This window comes from Deltaproteobacteria bacterium (genome assembly GCA_016180845.1).
Classification (GTDB): domain Bacteria; phylum UBA10199; class UBA10199; order JACPAL01; family JACPAL01; genus JACPAK01.
The window spans coordinates 18,366-35,645 of record JACPAK010000006.1 but is presented as its reverse complement, the minus strand read 5'-3'; the positions used below and the strand labels follow the sequence as shown (position 1 = coordinate 35,645).

The 17,280-nt window shown below is 49.7% G+C and carries 15 protein-coding genes and 3 tRNA genes; 9 read left to right on the top strand and 9 right to left on the bottom strand.

What is annotated here, in order from left to right; genetic code table 11:
* The first annotated feature begins 37 nt into the window (after positions 1-37).
* Positions 38-111 (top strand) — tRNA-His (locus HYT76_08550).
* Positions 112-152: 41 nt separating this feature from the next.
* Here the strand turns inward: HYT76_08550 and HYT76_08545 are convergent.
* On the bottom strand, positions 153-509 hold the full coding sequence (locus HYT76_08545; protein MBI2083599.1) for a hypothetical protein: 357 nt from the start codon (positions 507-509) through the stop codon (positions 153-155).
* A gap of 153 nt (positions 510-662) precedes the next feature.
* On the opposite strand from HYT76_08545, the gene HYT76_08540 reads away from it, so the two are divergent.
* The 5 genes from HYT76_08540 (at position 663) to HYT76_08520 (ending at position 4,052) form a co-directional block, all read left to right on the top strand.
* The gene (locus HYT76_08540; protein MBI2083598.1) at positions 663-1,238 is read left to right on the top strand and encodes a hypothetical protein; all 576 of its coding nucleotides are present in this window, start codon (positions 663-665) and stop codon (positions 1,236-1,238) included.
* 58 nt (positions 1,239-1,296) lie between these two features.
* On the top strand, positions 1,297-1,716 hold the full coding sequence (locus HYT76_08535; GenBank protein ID MBI2083597.1) for a DoxX family protein: 420 nt from the start codon (positions 1,297-1,299) through the stop codon (positions 1,714-1,716).
* 91 nt (positions 1,717-1,807) lie between these two features.
* A tRNA-Arg gene (locus HYT76_08530) sits at positions 1,808-1,881 on the top strand.
* Positions 1,882-1,955: 74 nt separating this feature from the next.
* A tRNA-Arg gene (locus HYT76_08525) sits at positions 1,956-2,042 on the top strand.
* A gap of 18 nt (positions 2,043-2,060) precedes the next feature.
* Positions 2,061-4,052, top strand: a complete 1,992-nt coding sequence (locus HYT76_08520) for an APC family permease (GenBank protein MBI2083596.1) — start codon at positions 2,061-2,063, stop codon at positions 4,050-4,052.
* Between the two features lie 5 nt (positions 4,053-4,057).
* Here the strand turns inward: HYT76_08520 and HYT76_08515 are convergent, their stop codons facing one another.
* The 6 genes from HYT76_08515 to HYT76_08490 form a co-directional block, all read right to left on the bottom strand.
* Positions 4,058-7,462 (bottom strand): sigma 54-interacting transcriptional regulator, encoded by a 3,405-nt coding sequence (locus HYT76_08515; GenBank protein MBI2083595.1) that lies wholly within the window; start codon positions 7,460-7,462, stop codon positions 4,058-4,060.
* Between the two features lie 14 nt (positions 7,463-7,476).
* Positions 7,477-8,859, bottom strand: coding sequence for a lysine 2,3-aminomutase (locus HYT76_08510; GenBank protein ID MBI2083594.1), 1,383 nt, complete (start codon positions 8,857-8,859; stop codon positions 7,477-7,479).
* 54 nt (positions 8,860-8,913) lie between these two features.
* Positions 8,914-9,183, bottom strand: a complete 270-nt coding sequence (locus HYT76_08505; protein ID MBI2083593.1) for a hypothetical protein — start codon at positions 9,181-9,183, stop codon at positions 8,914-8,916.
* A gap of 30 nt (positions 9,184-9,213) precedes the next feature.
* Complete coding sequence (locus HYT76_08500; protein ID MBI2083592.1) at positions 9,214-10,149, bottom strand: hypothetical protein; 936 nt, start codon at positions 10,147-10,149, stop codon at positions 9,214-9,216.
* A 175-nt stretch (positions 10,150-10,324) separates the two neighbouring features.
* Positions 10,325-10,822, bottom strand: coding sequence for a lytic transglycosylase domain-containing protein (locus HYT76_08495; GenBank protein ID MBI2083591.1), 498 nt, complete (start codon positions 10,820-10,822; stop codon positions 10,325-10,327).
* 234 nt (positions 10,823-11,056) lie between these two features.
* Positions 11,057-11,467: a hypothetical protein gene (locus tag HYT76_08490; protein ID MBI2083590.1), complete on the bottom strand. Its 411-nt coding sequence runs from the start codon at positions 11,465-11,467 to the stop codon at positions 11,057-11,059.
* Positions 11,468-11,631: 164 nt separating this feature from the next.
* Between HYT76_08490 and HYT76_08485 the strand changes: the two genes are divergently transcribed.
* Positions 11,632-12,258 carry a two pore domain potassium channel family protein gene (locus tag HYT76_08485; GenBank protein ID MBI2083589.1) on the top strand — a complete coding sequence of 209 codons (627 nt, stop codon included), beginning with the start codon at positions 11,632-11,634 and terminating at the stop codon, positions 12,256-12,258.
* A 53-nt stretch (positions 12,259-12,311) separates the two neighbouring features.
* On the top strand, positions 12,312-12,536 hold the full coding sequence (locus HYT76_08480) for a hypothetical protein (GenBank protein ID MBI2083588.1): 225 nt from the start codon (positions 12,312-12,314) through the stop codon (positions 12,534-12,536).
* A gap of 47 nt (positions 12,537-12,583) precedes the next feature.
* Here HYT76_08480 and HYT76_08475 read toward each other — a convergent pair whose 3' ends face one another.
* On the bottom strand, positions 12,584-14,020 hold the full coding sequence (locus tag HYT76_08475; protein MBI2083587.1) for a serine/threonine protein kinase: 1,437 nt from the start codon (positions 14,018-14,020) through the stop codon (positions 12,584-12,586).
* A gap of 3 nt (positions 14,021-14,023) precedes the next feature.
* Positions 14,024-14,725, bottom strand: coding sequence for a hypothetical protein (locus HYT76_08470; GenBank protein MBI2083586.1), 702 nt, complete (start codon positions 14,723-14,725; stop codon positions 14,024-14,026).
* 108 nt (positions 14,726-14,833) lie between these two features.
* Here HYT76_08470 and HYT76_08465 point away from each other — a divergent pair, with 108 nt between their 5' ends.
* Positions 14,834-16,198 (top strand): NAD-dependent succinate-semialdehyde dehydrogenase, encoded by a 1,365-nt coding sequence (locus tag HYT76_08465; GenBank protein ID MBI2083585.1) that lies wholly within the window; start codon positions 14,834-14,836, stop codon positions 16,196-16,198.
* Positions 16,199-17,280: the final 1,082 nt, after the last annotated feature.

The window sequence follows — 17,280 nt, the reverse complement described above, 5'->3', positions numbered from 1 at the left end:
GTTTAGGGAGAGAGCTGTATCTCTCCCTAATACAATGGTGGGCTTAGTTCAGCTGGTTAGAACGCCAGGTTGTGGCCCTGGAGGTCATCGGTTCGAATCCGATAGCCCACCCATTACGACAATTGGTAGAACCAAGAGTGGATTACATTCCCTTAAGTTATTTCACCGCTTCCCAAGTTTTTCCCTCTGTGGTTTTTCGGGGAGATAGTTTCCCTTTGAAACCACCCGGCGGCCGCTTTCGATCTCCAGTTTCCTTCGTGCATCACCGGCGATCTTTCCGCCCCTTTGAGCGGCGCCGTCTCCACCTCAAGGGGGGTGACAATTTGTCCCCACCCTTTGGCTAACTCATCGTCTCTACCACGCATTTTCTTGATATAGTCCGAAGCATTTGGGGTATCGGTAAGGGCCTCGACGACATCGGCCACAACGAACCACCATTCGTTTTTATGAAGCGTGCGGCGGATGTTCTTTCCCTTGAAGACGACGAGCTTATTTTCGGATGCGGCCATGCTCAAACCCATAATCACAATTGGTGCACTTCTTCAAGCACGGATCATGCCGCCATCGAAAACTGCTGGCAAGCGGTCCGAAAATCGTCTATTCATTCACGCATTAATAGTATGAAAATGCTCAAGAGCGCACTCCTCATTTTAGTTTTATCTGTGGGTCCAGTCTCCCTTTGGTGTCAGGAGACGAAGGCAGTGACTCTCAGCCTTCCTTCCGACTTTATTTCAAAACTTTGCCCAACGCCGATTTGGAAGGAAAAACAGGTCGTTTGGAACGGTGTCAAAGATGAACGAGAGGAGCCAGCGATCGGCCAACAGCTCCAGAAAAAGGGGAAAGAGACGATTCGTTTGCTCGCCGAACCTTCATTGGATCAAATTTTCGAAGAGTCATTAAAAAATCTTTTGACGACATGTGGATTGCGTTTCGTTTCGAGACCTCCATCGGGTCGATCGGTCTCTTTGACTATGAAGATCAAGGAGTTTCATGCCGACTTTGAGAAGAAGCTCATTAAAGGAAAGGGGAAGGGATCCAGCAAGCTGGAAATCTTTATCGAAAGCTTTGACCCGGCGACTATGTCCCGCCAAGATCGAACAATTCAGATCGGTTATGATCTTGAGATGGAAGGGATGCGCCAGAAGAAACTGAAACAGATCGAAGAGTCGTTGAATACACTTTTTCAGAAGACACTGGAGCAGATTCCGAATGCTCGGGAGCTTAAAGAGGCCCTCTGAAGTTGCTTAGAAAATTCTATTCCAGAATTCTTTTTTCGATGTTGAAAGGGAGGCTACTATGACCATGGATCGCGCAAAACAAATCACGTTCTTTCTGCTGCGGGTCGTCGCGGGTCTGCTGTTTCTTCAAGCCGGAGGAATGAAGATGTTCGACTGGTTTGGTGGCGTCCCCGCGGAGTTCGGCGGGCACCCAAAGTTCCTGTCCCAGATATGGATCGGAGGCATGCTTGAGTTCTATGGCGGCGTCGCGATCTTGCTGGGGCTATTCACCCGGCCCATCGCCTTTATTCTTTCGGGCGAAATGGCGGTCGCCTATTTTCAATTCCACCAGCCCCAGGGCTTTTGGCCGATCCAGAATCACGGCGAGCCGGCCGTGCTGCTTTGCTTTATCTTCCTCTTTTTCGCGGCGTACGGTGCCGGGGAGTGGAGCCTTGACGCGCTGATTCGACGACGGAGAGCAGCACGCCAAAGACCCTAAAGAGGTCATCGAACTTCTGGACGCTGAGCTACCTTTGATCCCATTTACAAATTCAATAAATAACGTTAGCGGAAGAACTGAAAGGCTCTTTGCGCCCGTAGCTCAGTGGATTAGAGCATCTGGCTTCGAACCAGAGGGTCGGGAGTTCGAATCTCTCCGGGCGCGTAGTGAGAGAAGCCAGATGCTCTAACAGGCGCAAAGCGCCGTTGAGGGGGAGGCTCCTCCCCGCCGTTACCAAGGCGGGGTGGAGGGGGCGACGCTAGCCCCTATGATGAGTCATCTGGCTTCGAACCAGAGGGTCGGGAGTTCGAATCTCTCCGGGCGCGCACGGGGTTAGAAAATTTATGATCTGGAATCGATTACGTCACTGGATCATCGGTCCGGCGAAGGATCTTCATGATCCCCATATCACACACAAGTTATCGCTGATCGCGTTTCTCGCCTGGGTTGGCCTCGGTGCCGATGGTCTTTCCTCCTCTGCCTATGGTCCTGAGGAGGCGTATCGGCAACTTGGGAACCATACCTACCTCGCCCTTCCCCTCTTTCTGGCGATGGCGACGACGGTTTTTATTATTTCGTATGCCTATAGCCGGATCATCGAGCATTTTCCTGTTGGGGGGGGTGGTTACGTCGTGGCGACCCAGCTCTTGGGAAAATCGGCGGGGGTCGTCTCAGGGTCTGCCCTGCTTGTCGATTACATACTCACGATTACCGTTTCAATTGCCGGTGGAGGGGATGCCCTCTTCAGTCTGCTGCCACTCTCTCTCCACCAATATAAATTACCGACCGAATATTTTGCGATCCTCCTGCTGATTCTGCTGAATTTGAGGGGGGTCAAGGAATCGGTCACCTTCCTCGTCCCGCTTTTTCTGATCTTTGTTTTCAGTCACCTCTTCCTCATCGGTGGTGGGGTTGTCTCTCATCTCCTGGATCTCCCCCAAGTGGTTGGGGAGGTTCAGTCAGGTTTTTCAACAGGCATGGCTCAAGTCGGGGGGTGGGGACTGTTTCTGATTTTCTTGCGGGCCTACTCGCTTGGGGGTGGAACCTATACCGGGATCGAGGCGGTCTCGAACGGGATCGGGATTTTTCGCGAACCAAAGGTGGAGACCGGTAAAAGAACAATGCTTTATATGGCGATCTCTCTCGCCGTGACGGCGGCAGGGCTCCTGCTCTGCTTCATGCTGGTCGACATTGTGCCGGTTGCGGGGCAGACATTGAACGCCGCTTTGGCCTACAACCTCGCTGGCAACATCACGCTTTACGGCGCCCCGGTCGGTTCGTGGTTTGTGATGATAACGATGTTCTCCGAGGCGCTCTTGCTGCTTGTAGCGGCACAGACCGGTTTTATTGATGGGCCGCGCGTGATGTCCAATATGGCGATTGACTCCTGGCTCCCCAGGCGTTTTGCGACCCTCTCCGATCGGCTTTCGATGCAGAATGGGGTCTTGTTGATGGGGGTCGCGTCGATTCTGTTGCTGGGCTACACCCAAGGCTCCATCCAGACCCTTGTCGTCATGTATAGCGTGAATGTCTTTCTGACTTTTTCTCTCTCCCAGATGGGGATGGTCCGGTTCTGGCTTCGCTCCCGACATACCCAGCCGGCCTGGAAGAGGGATATCATCATTCATGGCATCGGTTTGATTCTCTGTCTTTCGATCCTGATTGTCATGATCGTTGAAAAGTTCGGGCAAGGGGCCTGGATTACCGCACTGATCACCTGCCTCTGTATCGCGATCTGTTTTGCGATCCGGAGGCATTACCGAGGGGTTGTTTCTCTCATCCGTGAGGTCGACAAGATTTTTGAGGATATCCCCCCGGAGGAGCTTCTGCCGAAGAAGGTGATCCCCTTCGATCCGAAGCAGCCGACAGCGGTCATCCTTGTGAATGGTTACACCGGCCTCGGTGTCCATATTTTTCTGACAGTCTTGCGCCAGTTTCGGGAGATCTTCAAGAATGTCGTTTTCATGTCGGTGGGGGTGATTGATTCATCGATGTTCAAGGCAGGCGGGCATTATGTCGAGGAGCTGGAAAATGAGACCAAGCAGGCCCTCGAACATTATGTCCATCTTGCGAATGATCTTGGGATCCCTGCGGAGACGGCGTATCGCATCGGGACGGATGTCGTCGACGATGCCTCGGAGCTTTGCATTGAATTGTCAAAAAAATATGAACGCCCGATCTTTTTTGCCGGAGAAATCGTCTTTCACCAACCGAAGTGGTACCATCGTCTTCTTCATAACTACACGCCGTATGCGATTCAAAGAAGGATCCGGTTGGCAGGTTTGACCTTAATGATCCTTCCGATGTTGGATGAGAAACTCAAAAAGGCGGCGTAGAAATTTTATTTTAATCCATACTTCTTGATCATGCGGGAGAGTTGGGGGCGGGCAACCTGGAGTTTTTTTGCGGCACGACTGACATTTCCCTGAAATTCCTCGAGCGCTTTCTGAATCATCTCTTTTTCAAATATTTTAATCGATCCCCTGAATGAGTTCTCAGTGGGGGTAATCACCGCCGCCTCGCGCTTTTGGAAGAGTTCCTGTTTATGGTTGAGATCAGAGGCCTCGATACGATTCCCGGATGCTAAAAGGCAGGCGCTTCCAAGCGCATTTTCCAGTTCACGGATATTCCCTGGCCAGGGATGAGAAGCGAGAAGGTTAAAGGCGGAGTGGCTCATGACTTTTTTCTTGGCTTTTCGTTCCTTCGCAATTTTTTCCAAGATATGATCGACCAAAAATGGGAGGTCCTCTATCCTTTCACGAAGAGGGGGAAGACTGAGGCAGATTCCCTGAATCCGATAGAACAGGTCTTCGCGAAATTTTTGTTCAGCAACCATTGCCTTAAGATCGCGGTTTGAGGCGCAGATCAAGCGGACATTGAATTTGACAGAATTTTCAGAACCGATCCTTCGGACAACACCATCCTCCAGAACCCTGAGGAGCTTGACCTGCATGGTTGGTTTCATATCTCCGATCTCATCCAAAAAGAGGGTTCCTCCATCCGCCATTTCAAAGTACCCTCCATAATCACGAACAGCACCGGTAAAAGCGCCTCGCATATAACCAAAAAGCTCCGCTTCCAGGAGTGTCTCCGGAATCGCACTACAGTTGACCGGTATAAAAGGGGCCTGGGAACGAGGTCCGTTAAAGTGAATCGCGCGGGCAATCAGCTCTTTTCCTGTCCCGCTTTCTCCCAAAATCAGGACAGCAACATCACTGTCGGTGACACGATCCAGGATCTTCAAGACTTCCAACATTCGCGGAGAACGGCCGATGATCTCGTCATATCGATATTTCAACTCAAGGGCCGCCTGTTTTGAGGCGAGGGACTGCCGAGCTTCACGCAATTCGATTTCCTTTTTTGAAAGGGATTCCTGGAGCTGTTGATTCAGTCTCTCAATCTCCTCTTTTGACTGCTGAATTTTTTCGTGTGCCTTCATCAGTTCCGAAGAACCTTTTTTTAACTCTTCAAAGCTGGTGGCATTGGAGATCGCAATGGCGGCCTGATCCACGAAGGCTTGTAACAACTCCTTCGTAGATTCTGAGAAGGCGCCGCGTTGGATTCGATTGTCGAGATAGATCGCTCCAATAACCATTTCCCGGACTCGAAGCGGGAAGCAGATCACGGAGCGGAGTTTCAACTTATGGATCGATCGTGAGAGGGAAAAGCGCTCATCGGTCATCGCATCAAAAGTCATGATCGGTTCGCCTGTTTTGAGGACTCTTTCTACCAGGGAGATTGAGAAGCCCTCGTCTTCCGTCTCGATCTGGTTGATATTTCGTGTGACTTTGATCTGATATTTTTCCCCTTCTTTCAGGATCAGATGGCCTCGTTCCGCTGCGGTAAATTCGATCATGGAGTCGATAATCGTTTCTAAAATCTCCTGGACGTTATGAATAAGGCTCAAACGACGGTTGATGGCCAAGACGCGCCTTAAGAGGGGGATGCTGACAATTTCAGAGACCTCGCTTTTTTTGATTTCCTTCTCTTCATGAAGAAGCTCTTTGATATTTTTTTCGATTTCCTCCTCTTCGAGGCGATTTTTGAGTTCATGAAAAAACTTCTTCCCCTGGCGATAAGCGGCCAAGGCCTTGTCACGCTGACCTTTCTTCTTCTGGAGATCCCCTTCGAGGAGGCAAGAAAGGGCGAAAAGAAACCGATCTCCTTTTTCATCAGCGATCTGCCGAACCTCCTTGATTTTTTCTTCCCCCTTTTCCAGAGAGCCGGTGGCAATAAAAATATTGGCAAGGTGGCCTTTGACCTTCGCGGCACTGGACCGATGACCGATCGCATCCAAAAGTGCCTCTGCCTCGCGGCAGACCTTGATTGCTTCATCGTAACTGTGATGGAGCTGATAGGCGTGTCCCAGATTTGTGAGAAAAAGCCCCTCGTGAGCGGCATCTCCCAGTTCCCGACAGATGGTTACCGCCTCACGGTAGAGGGGAAAGGCCTGATCCCATTTTTTCTCACGAATCCGTAAATTTCCTAGATTATTCAACAAGGCGGCGCGTGCCGCTCGATCTCTTGTTTCTTCGTAGTTTGCGAATTCTTTTTGAAACGCCTCTTCGGAATCGGCGTCATAACCGAGGTAGTGGAGCGCCGTCCCGAGGGTATTATAAAGGAGCCCCTTTTCTTTTGAGCTCAACTCTTCCAGACGAATGGTCTCTGCCTTTCGACGGACTTTTTCAAACTCCCCTTTTTGGAGTCCTATTTGGAGTTTCAGAAGTTCCACAGAGGCCCCTGTAAGTCCTTCCAAGAGGGCTAACGCCTCATCCCAATTTCCCTGTCGATAATAAATTTGGGCCAAGAGTTTACGGGAGGTGGGGTCATCTCCTCCTTTGTAATAGCGGAGCGCTTGTTCGTAGAGCCGATCGACATGTTTTTTCTTCAGCTCCTGAAGTCGTTCCGGTGGAAGGGCCGGCTTTTCGGGACCGAGAGGAAAATTAAACCCAAACTGCAGATTTAACGCCCGGATCAGGTCATTCGCCTCTTCAAAACGGTCGCTCGGGTCTTTCGAGAGGAGTTTGAGAATAAGAAAACCAAATTCCTTCGGAATCTTTGACCCTTCACGAATCGGATTAATCGGTGTTTCGAAGAGCTGTTTTTCGACGATCGCTGGAATGGTTGGGGCAACAAAAGGAGGAACCCGCTGAATCATTTCATAGAGGGTCACGCCGAGGGAATAAAGATCGGAGCGTCCATCGACCGATCCCCCCATAAAGAGTTCAGGGGCCATGTAGGGAAGGGTGCCCGAAACAGTTTCCGTCCTTTCTTTTTCTGAGTGTTGCGCCATGTGACCTGAAAGACCAAAATCGACCAGTTTGATTTCGTTTCCCTTCATCAAAATATTGGTTGGTTTAAGATCTCCATGGAAGATCCCTTGATTGTGAAGAAATTGAAGGACGAGGCAGAGATGAGCGGTGATTTCGGCGAGTCTTTGAAAGTCGAGTTTTCCGGAGAGACTGGAGATCGGTTCTCCTTCAAAATATTCCTCCGCCAAGAAATACCCCTTGGAATTCGGATCAAAACCGAAGTCGTAAATCTCCGCGAGAGAGGGATTTTTTAGGTGCGAAAGGACTGAGAATTCATTTTGAAATTCTTCAAAAGAGCCTGACTCCGGTGAGGAGAAAAGCTTGAGGGCGACGTGTCTCCCTTTTTGTCGGTCCGAGGCAAGATAGACCACTCCCCTTGTCCCTTTTCCTAACTGTCTAATAATTTGGAAACGTTCTCCAAGGACAGTATCCATAAACTGGAGGCCTCCTATCCTCGATCGCGGGGGGAGTGTAACAAATTGAGAGAGCTATCGACAACCTCCTTTTCGAAGTGGCTGAAATCAGTATCAAAAAAGAACTTCTTGGCGCCAAAGGCAGGGCGTAACTGATCAAACCAGGTTGCCTTGGGATCGAATCGCGCAAAAAAAGGTTTCCCAACCCAGTCAGGATTTCTTCCTTGAATAAATTTCAGCGAAAAGACTTTTTCGCCAGCTAATTCACAAATCGCATCGATGACCACCTTCCCTGGAGTGGCACTCATGACAGGACCTCGCACGGTTCTTCCGAGTCCAGAGATCTGGTGGTACGCCCCTTGAAAAACCTCGTAGGCCTTCAGCAACGGAATCTCAAAATAATTGCGGGGACCGGTATCTCTTTCCACAAACATATAATATGGAATAGCGCCCAAGCTTTCTTGATCTCTCCAGAGCTGTGCCCATGTCCCGGCGGTATCATTAACATGTCGAACAATGGGCGACTGACATCGAATGACGGCACCCGTGCCATGAATCCTTCGAATCGCCTCTTTCGCCTCTCGTGTCTCCAGTTCCCGTGGGTGACTGTAATGCGCCATCAGTGCGAGATGCTTTCCTGAGGCGACGACTTCCTCGAAGAGACGAAGAAGGTCATCGGCATCCGAGTCGGTGAGGAATCGGTAGGGCCAGTAGGCGGTTGCCTTTGTCCCGATTCGGATCGCCGTAAGATTTTCAAGCTCCGGGATGAGCAGCGGTTCGATATACCGACGCAATACGGATGTCTTCATGATGAGGGGATCGCCCCCTGTGAAAAGGACATTTCTCACCTCTTCGTGGTGAAGAAGATAGTCGACGAGAAGATCTATTTGATTGTTGGAAAACTTTAGATCTTCGTTTCCGACAAACTGGGCCCATCGGAAGCAATAAGTACAATAGGCATGGCAGGTCTGCCCATGTTCCGGAAAGAAGAGAACCGTTTCACGATATTTGTGTTGTACCCCCTGCAGTGGTTTCCCACGGAGGGTAGGAACATTGAGTTCCCTTTGACCGGCAGGATGGGGATTCAGACGCTTTTGGATCTCAAGGGCCGCCTGGGCAACCATCTCGGGGGGAGAGTCATTTTGAATCAGCGGTATCATTTTTTTGAAATCTTTCCTTGTGAGCATTCCCTTTTGGGGAAAGGTGAGTTGATAGATCGGATCTTCAGGGATTTCATCCCACCGAATTAACTCCTCCACGACATAATTATTGGTTCGAAAGGGAAGGACCGCCGAAACCGCTTTCATTGCAAGAATTTCGGAGGGAGGAAGACCACGGAGCTCCGGAAGGATATCGAGATCCTTCCGCTGGTAGGCCTGATAGACACGTGGCTTTATAGACACAGTGCGTCTTGTCATTTCCACCTCGTTTCGCGCCGTTGGTCATTCCTTTCCTCCGAAAAGACTGCTTGCTTATTTCTCCATATTTCTCGCCTGCAACAGACATGAATCGACGTCTTTTTCACACAAGTCGGCACAGTGGTATCTGTCCTCATCATCCTCTACCGGGTAGCACTTGCTTCGACAGTCCAGATAGCTTTGTTTGCAGAGTTTCGTGTTGTCATCCCCAGGTGAAATGACACGAGCCGGCTTTATCTGTTTCTCGCACCCAATGGATGCCAAGAGAAATAGAACCACAATACCAACTCCAATCTGACCAAGACAGGTTTTCAGAGACTTCATAGAGAGACCCTCCTTTCTCGAGTTAAAATTTTATTCTTCGATATAGGTCGTTCCGACGAAATGCTCCTTGCCTCGTCCCAAGGCAGGCATGAGTTCCAAGGTGTAGAGACCGTTTTCTTCCAAGGGCATTGTTGGAGTGACTTCGATGAAGTAGACTCCATCTTCCGGGATCTCGAAGCTTTCCGTGATCACCTGAGCTCCCCCAGAAACATAGGAGATAATTGATTTCTTCTTGTCTTTGTCGAGGGTCCAGACCTGGACCTTGATCGGAGATGTTATCTCTTCTTTACTCCGGATCGCGACGGTGTACCATTCGTCCTCTCCACCGGCAAAAGAGAAGAGATCCTTATTATCCCCTCCACCAATTAAATTGTGTGAGTAACGCTGAGCCGGCATGACGGACAAGGCACTCAACGCAGAGGTCCCTGAGTCCTGATTTGTTCCCAGGTCTCCGAGGGCGAAGGGGACTGTTGTGACCTTGAAGGCCATATGCTTTTTATGGATCGATCCCTTTTCGCTACCAACCCGGACATAATAGTCCCGTCCTTTGGCTCCTCGATTTCGGAAGGAGACCTTTTGGGTCATTTGAGGGATGCCCGCGATTTCGAGAGACTGCAGGACCTCTTTTTCTTCATCTAGGAGTTGGAGGCCTGCAAACGGTTCGGAGGTCGTGACCCGTTGATTTTTATTCCAGGCAATCCCTTTATCGAAGGTTCTCGCCTCCAGGGTCACAGCAACATCAGGGCCTACATGGATTCGAAAATACTCTGCCTGACCCATTTTCAGGTGGTGGCAGAGTTTATAGTCTCTATTGAATTCAATCGTGGTCGCCTTCTCAAGATTCGTTCCCCCGCAGAGGATCTTAAAGGTCTCCTTTTCCTGTGATGGTTCCTGAGCTGCTGAGACTCCAGAGAGGAGACAAAACCCAACAAGGGAATAAATAAAAAAGAAAAAATTTCTTTTCATAAAGCCCCCCTTTCTTAAAGGAATAAAAATACCCCACGCTTTCTGCCCTAGAACTAGCAAAGGCTATGCCAAAGGGATTCGATTTCTTATCTGTCGGGAATTATTCAACTTGATTGAGTGGCTGTGCCAAGGACCTGTCATAAATCATCACCAAACTGTCTCGGATAATGACAGACTAGCTCTTTAGAATCGGTTCTTTTCGAAGCTTAGAATAGGCGAGATACACCTTCAGGACTTTTCCTGGATAACTTCCCTTCGTGATATGTTGGTTCCCAAAGTTTTTTGCAACAGCGGTTGGGCCACGATTATAGGCGGAAAGCGCCTTCCAGACATTTCCCCCAAAGCGTTTCAGCAGAGAGGCGAAATAATGAACACCGATCCGGATGTTGAGTTCATGCTGAGAGAGGGCGTTCGCGGTGATATTGGGTTTTAAGGAAAGCTCTTTGGCGACCTCACGGGCGGCGATCGTCTTGATCTGCATCAGTCCGACCGCCCCACGGTGGGAGGCGGCATTGGGGCGGAAGGAGCTTTCGACCTTCATAATCGCCAGGATAAGCAGGGGGTCTATCTGATATTCTTCGGCGACTTGATGGACCGTTCGAGCCACCTCCAGTTTGAGCTGATCCGAGAGACGACCCCCATCAACCGAGAGGACAACGTCGACCGGCGCCATGACCTCCCTGAAACCAGTTTGGTTCAGGAAAGGGATTAAACTCAATATAATCAATATTAATAAAAAGCTCCGTCTCATGCCAGAGGTAAGGAAGCAAGATCGGGACCGCGGCGGGTTATTTTTATAAGTTATTGATTATAATAAATTTTTATTTTTGGACCACCCGATGGCTGTTGGAAGATCGTTCAAAAAAGGAACAAATTGGGGGATTTTTCACCCCCCAGTGCGACTTATTTAAGCAGCATCAGAGACTTCCTTGTTTTTATGGAAGTAGGAGCGGGATATGTCCGCGATTTTCTGGGCTAAATGGCTGTAATAGAACGCCTGACGGTCTGCCTTTGTAAAGGCGGCAAACCGCTCTGCCTCCGCAGCGGCTATTTGGATTTTTTCAAGAATCTTGGCCTGTTGTGTGAGGTCATGATGATCTTTACAGAGCTTTTGGGCCTCGCGAAAACCGATATTCAGCGCTGCCAAGGCTCGATCCGAAAAGTCGCGTGAAGCGATTTTGTCCTGAACCTCTTTAAATTTTAAATAGATCCGCTCTCTTACAAGCAGGTTATAAATCGAGGTCAGATTGCCCAAGATTTCATCATTATAATTGCTATTATCACATTCTAATAACTCGTCTTTTTCAATATTTTCCATAATATTTATCAAAAATATAATACTTGTGGATAATTTATGCCCCTTTGAAAAGCAATGCAAGCGAGAAACGATATTCGGAATCATTTTTCTTCTATGAGAAGCAGTTTTCCTTGCCCGTTATTCGCTCTCATTGACATTCTCCCGATGCCCTATATTTTGGCCCCATGATTCGGAAGCGCGCGGAAGAATTTCATTCCTTGATCCTTGGTTTTCTTTTTGTCCTCTTCGATGCCCTGATCCAGGGGACCATGCTTCGGCTCCTGAGGCTCTTTGGGCTGGATCGGGATAATCTACGCCCCAGGCATCTGGAGATCTATCTCGTTTCAACGACATCCCTGATTATTCTGATGATCTTTTTAAGCAAGATCTTGAGTTTCGTCGGTTGGTTTTTGCTTTTTTTGGGGGTGGTCAGGATCCTGCAGATTATCGCCCTGAATGCGATGTCGCTCCTCTTTGGACTTCGACTTTTATCCGCTCAGGTTCCGGATCGTGAACGGACCCGTTGGCATTTTGTCGCGATCCTCTTTTCACTCGTCGATGTCTTGCTGATTTATGCCTTTTCTTATTACTTTTTGAACACGCGCTATGAAGTCCTGAATCTGAGATCCGACAGCTTTTTCGACCACTTTTACTACTCCATGCTGACGTTGATGACAGTCGGTTATGGCGATATTGTTCCGGTGACCGCCTTGGGTAAATTTTTGGCGATGAGTGAGGTTTTTGTCGGTGTCTTCCTCTTTGTCTTTCTCGTCAATGCCGCCATGGGACGATTTCAGCGGCATGCGGAATAGTGGGCTTCCATCAGGTTGACACATGTCAGAGATCCATCTTATTATTTCTCTCAATGCAAAACCGCGCTATTTTACATGTTCGTAAACTCCAGAAAGAAGTGGACAAAATTTGTAAAAAATACCCAAACCTTGAACGCTCTGATGTTTACCACACCTTAATATTGTTGGAGAAACCTCCTTTAGAACGACTAAAAATGGCCCTGACTCGTGCGCAAAATAAAGCGGCACTTCCAGTCCTTGAGCTAGCCCTAAAAACGATTCGTTCCAAGAAATCTTGATCAATGCGCCATGGGGCGCTTTCAACGGCATGCGGAGCGATCTGCTCTTACGGAACAAACTCAACAGTTCCGTGTCGTGATTTCCAGCCCAGCAACGCTTCGATGAATTCATTAGCGGTTTGGTAACGGTCCCTCGGATAATAGGCGACCGATTTTCGGATGATCTGATTCAGTTCGGAAAATGCAACTCTCTGCATCTCATTTTCAATTCGTATACCAAAACGACAGGAAAGTGGCGGAGGGGGGGTTGTTTTTGCCAAATGGACAAGAACAGCATGCCGCGGATCAAAGACACCATTGGGGTAGAGCATCGTACCGGTCAATGATTCGTAAAAGCTGGCCCCGAGAGAAAATATATCGGAGGGGTAACTGTAATGTTGAAGTTGGGCATCCTCTCTTCTTAACACCGGAAAGGCCTCAGGAGGCATGTAGCGGATAGTCCCATCATCGGCTCGTGGTGCGATGCGAGCGGTTCGGGGATTGACGATGGCGGACAAACCAAAATCCAGAATCTTGCCAGGACCTGTTTCCGGAGCCCAAAGGCTGGAAGGCTTGAGGTCCCTGTGAATAACGCCGACACGATGAAGGTCACGAACACCTCGTGCATAATCGAGAAACAGATCGACGGATGCATGAACAGGGAGTCTTCCTCTCTCACCCAGATGGACCTGCAGCGTATTTCCCTGAAGTCGTTCCATGATCATCCCGCGTCGACCAAAGGAGTATTGAACGCATCCCTCGATCCTCACGAGATAGGGTGAGTTGAGTGGCATAATTCGAGGGGCGATGATCTCGATCTCATGTTCGATAGTCTGTCTTATAGCCAGGTTTGTAAGAGGATTTCTGACTCGTGGACAAGCCACTTTGACAGCGCCCTGAGAGGTACCGCCATCGTTTTTTATTGAATAAACATCAGAAAAACATCCGCTACCTAGTGGTTTTTCAGTATCGAGAGGTGGGGTTCGTTGATAAGGGACCCGTACCTCTCTGACGCCAGGAGGAGGCCTTTGACCGATCGGTATCGAAAATAAAAAGGTGAGCCCGAGCTGGATCGAGACCTGTCCGGTGGTCACCTGTTCGGGATTCTCTTCATGTTTTTTTCTGAGTTGATCCCAGTTGATCAGATCAATCATCGATCCGATTACATTAAAGTAAAAGGCTTTCTTGGAGCGGAAACTGGCACAAAGGAGACCGCCCAGTCCTGTGATGGCACCACCGAAGAAGAGTCCATCAGTGACCCGATCCCGACTTTGCTCTATTTTTTGTGTGAAGAATCGATCGCCCGATCGAAATCCGTTCCACAAGAGTGTTGCTGTTGCAGCGGCTGTCCCTAATTTAAAAATAAACCGGAGGGGGTAGAAGGCGGTCAAAGAGGTGAAGTGACCTGCGAGGCCGACGACTGTTGCTGCCATGCCGATCCCCTCGGAAAGAGAATCGATGAGCTGAGCCTTATGGAGAATCGGCCTGTTTTCTACAGATACCATCTGTTATTCTCCTTCCTTCTCTGAATGGGAGGGGGAAGTTCCATAGAAAATAGCCAAAATCAATGACGGGATGACAATATCGAGTCGAGAGGCGTGCGCCGGCATCCGGGCCGGTTCTAGCAGCAGGAGGTGATCGATCAGTTCATAGAGATGCGGATAAAACTGACGATCTTCGGGATGGCGTACGTAACGCTCGACCCCCATCGAGAGAAATTCCCTCGTCGATTTTACGGCATAATCGCCCAAGAGATGGCCATCGAGTTTCATGGTGAGGACAATCAGACTTTCGATCTCCTGGTTTCCGAGTTCGATCCCATGCCCCATCGCCTCGTGGAAGATCACGGTGATCGGATCGTGATACCCCTCCTGAAGCAGGACGGTTCTCTCTGCATAGTCAAATACCCCTGAACAATTACCGTCTTTTATAACAAGCGTTTCACCCTTCGGGACGATAACCACTTTCCTCACACCACCGAGGACCCTGGACCATTCCTGAACTGCTTTTTCCCCGTTCGATTCAGCAGAGGAGAGATGTCCGACCGATCTCAGGCCGTGCCAGAGTGTGCTGGCTATGGCGAGATGGATCAGAGGACTCTTGTGAGAGGGGTGAGATACGGAAAGCGAAGAGGTGCTCCCAAACTGTCGGAGTGCCATGAGCCCACCGCCGACTGTTCCAATCCCGGTAGCCAGGGTGTCTATAAACAATAAGACTGGATTTTCAGAGACTTGCACATTCTGATTTATCGGCAAAAGAGGGAGTTGGTTGCTACCGCTATTGACATTATCTCCTCCAAGATTATCGTACGGCCCATCATGACCTACAGAACCCTAAATCCTGCGACTGAGGAACTGATCCAGAGCTATCCGGAGCTCGATTGGATCGAGGTCAAGGCGGCTGCTGAGGAGGCCCATCAGGCCTTTCTCAGCTGGAGAGAGACCTCTTTTGAGAAACGCCGCCAGCTTTTCCTGAAGATGGCGGAAAAGTTAACCGCCCAGAAGGCGGAGTTTGCCTCTCTCATGACGCAGGAGATGGGGAAGACGATCGTCGAGTCGGAGAAGGAGATCGAGAAGTGCGCCTTGGGTTGTACCTACTATGCCGAGCATTCGGAGAATTTTCTGAAACCGCAGAGGATCGAGTCGGATGCGAGCCAGAGCTATGTCCGGTTTGATCCGCTCGGTGTGATCCTGATCATCATGCCGTGGAATTTTCCGTTCTGGCAGGTCTTTCGTTGTTCGATTCCGGCGCTGATGGCAGGGAATACCATGATCCTGAAACATGCGCCGAATGTCCCAGGATGTGCGACCACGATCTCACGCCTCTTCCATGAAGTGGGATTTCCAAAAGGGGTTTTCCAATCAGTTTTTTGCAGCAATGAAAATGTCGCCCAGTTGATCGAATCTCCCCAGATTCGTGGGGTTTCTCTGACTGGAAGTGACAGGGCCGGCAGCGCCGTAGCGGCAACCGCCGGTCGTGCGATCAAGAAGGTTGTGTTGGAACTCGGTGGTTCGGATCCCTTTGTGGTCCTTCCCGATGCTGATCTTGAAAAATGTATCCCCTGGGCCTTGCGTTCGCGCATGCTCAATTGCGGTCAGAGCTGTATCGCGGCGAAGAGGTTTATTCTGACCAAATCGATCGCGAAAGGGTTTGAGGAAAGATTTTTAAAAGCGGTAGAGGGACAACGTGTTGGCGATCCGATGTCGCGTGAAACGAATATCGGTCCGATGGCCCGTGAGGATCTTTTGCAGAACTTGAGTCGTCAGGTCGACGAATCCAAAAGGCGTGGCGCTGTTTGTTTGTATGGGGGGGAGCGACTTTCCCGAAAGGGGTATTTTTATCTCCCGACGGTCTTGAGAGAGGTCCAGCCCGGAATGGCGGCGTTTGAAGAAGAAACCTTTGGTCCTGTTGCCTCACTTATTGTCGCGAAGGATGAAGAGGAGGCGATTGAACTGGCCAACCGCACCCCCTATGGTCTCGGTGCGAGTCTCTGGACGAGGGATCTCGAAAAGGCAGAACGACTCGCGGCGAAGATCGATGCGGGGTCTGTTTTTATCAATGGGATGACGAAATCAGATCCAAGACTCCCCTTCGGCGGGACCAAACGCTCCGGTCTTGGTCGCGAATTATCATCTTTCGGGATCCAGGAGTTTACCAATCTAAAGACCGTTTGGATTGCCTGAATGATTTTTCGATAAACTTCTTTCAACTTTTGTATCGCTTGATTGACAACCTCTCCGACAGGGGAGAGTCTCTTTTCCTGAAGTCTCTCTTCAACGAGCTCCACTAATTCCCTCTGTTTCTGAAGGCCCTGATCGAGTCGCTGCTCCTCCCCTGTCACGAGCGCGAGCAGAGTTTCAGCAGCGGTTATTTTTTCCTGCATCTCAGGGGGGAATTCGAGACTCATCCCGATCTTTAATCCATTGGAGGGGTTCTGTGGTGTTAATTCTGCCTCCGACTTGACCTTTGTCTGCAGTGTTTCGTAATTCCTTTTTCTTGTGGAAAGCAGCTCCTTTTCTTTTGTGAGGATCTCCAGGAGATTTTTTTCCCTCTGGGCAACTTCGTAGAGCTTTTTTCTTTTTTGAGAGGGGGAGGAAAGTTCTTCCGTCAGCTTCGCCATCTGGGCCTCACGTCTTAAAGCCTTAGGCCGATTTTCGAGCTGGAAGAGTTGCTCCTTGAAGAGGGCGGTTTTCAAGGATTTGAGATCCGGATCGATCGCCTCGCGAAGGAGGAATTGAAGCGCCTCTTCTTTTTGTCTCTTTTCCTCCAGGATTTGAGGGGTCTCCTGCTCCAGTTTTTGCAACGCCTCTCGAGCCCTCGTTTTCGCCAATTCGGAGAGAAAGGCGAGGAGATAACCTTCCTGGATCGTCCGATCGACTTGGCTTAAGACTTTTTCCCATCCCCAGACCTGTTTTCTCATTCGATCGATCGGCTCTTCCCCGATCCTTTTTTCGCGAAGGCGTGCTTCGGCAACTTTTAATTTCATTTCGAGAAGAGCTGATTCCGTGATCGGTTTGGCTGAGGCGAGGCGTTCCTTGCGTGCCCCTTCTTTCAGATCCTGGAGAAGTTTCTCCTGAGCCCCCTTTTGGAATCGGGAGAGGAGAGGAGAATAGCGACTCTGAAACGATCCGATCTCCGTTTTGATTGTCTGGAGACGTCCCTCTTGTTCCTGATCAGGGTAGAGATCGATGACTTCCAATTCACTCAAAATCGGTTCGAGATCCCGAGAGGCCTGTTCTATCTGTTCTTCGAGATGGATAACAGG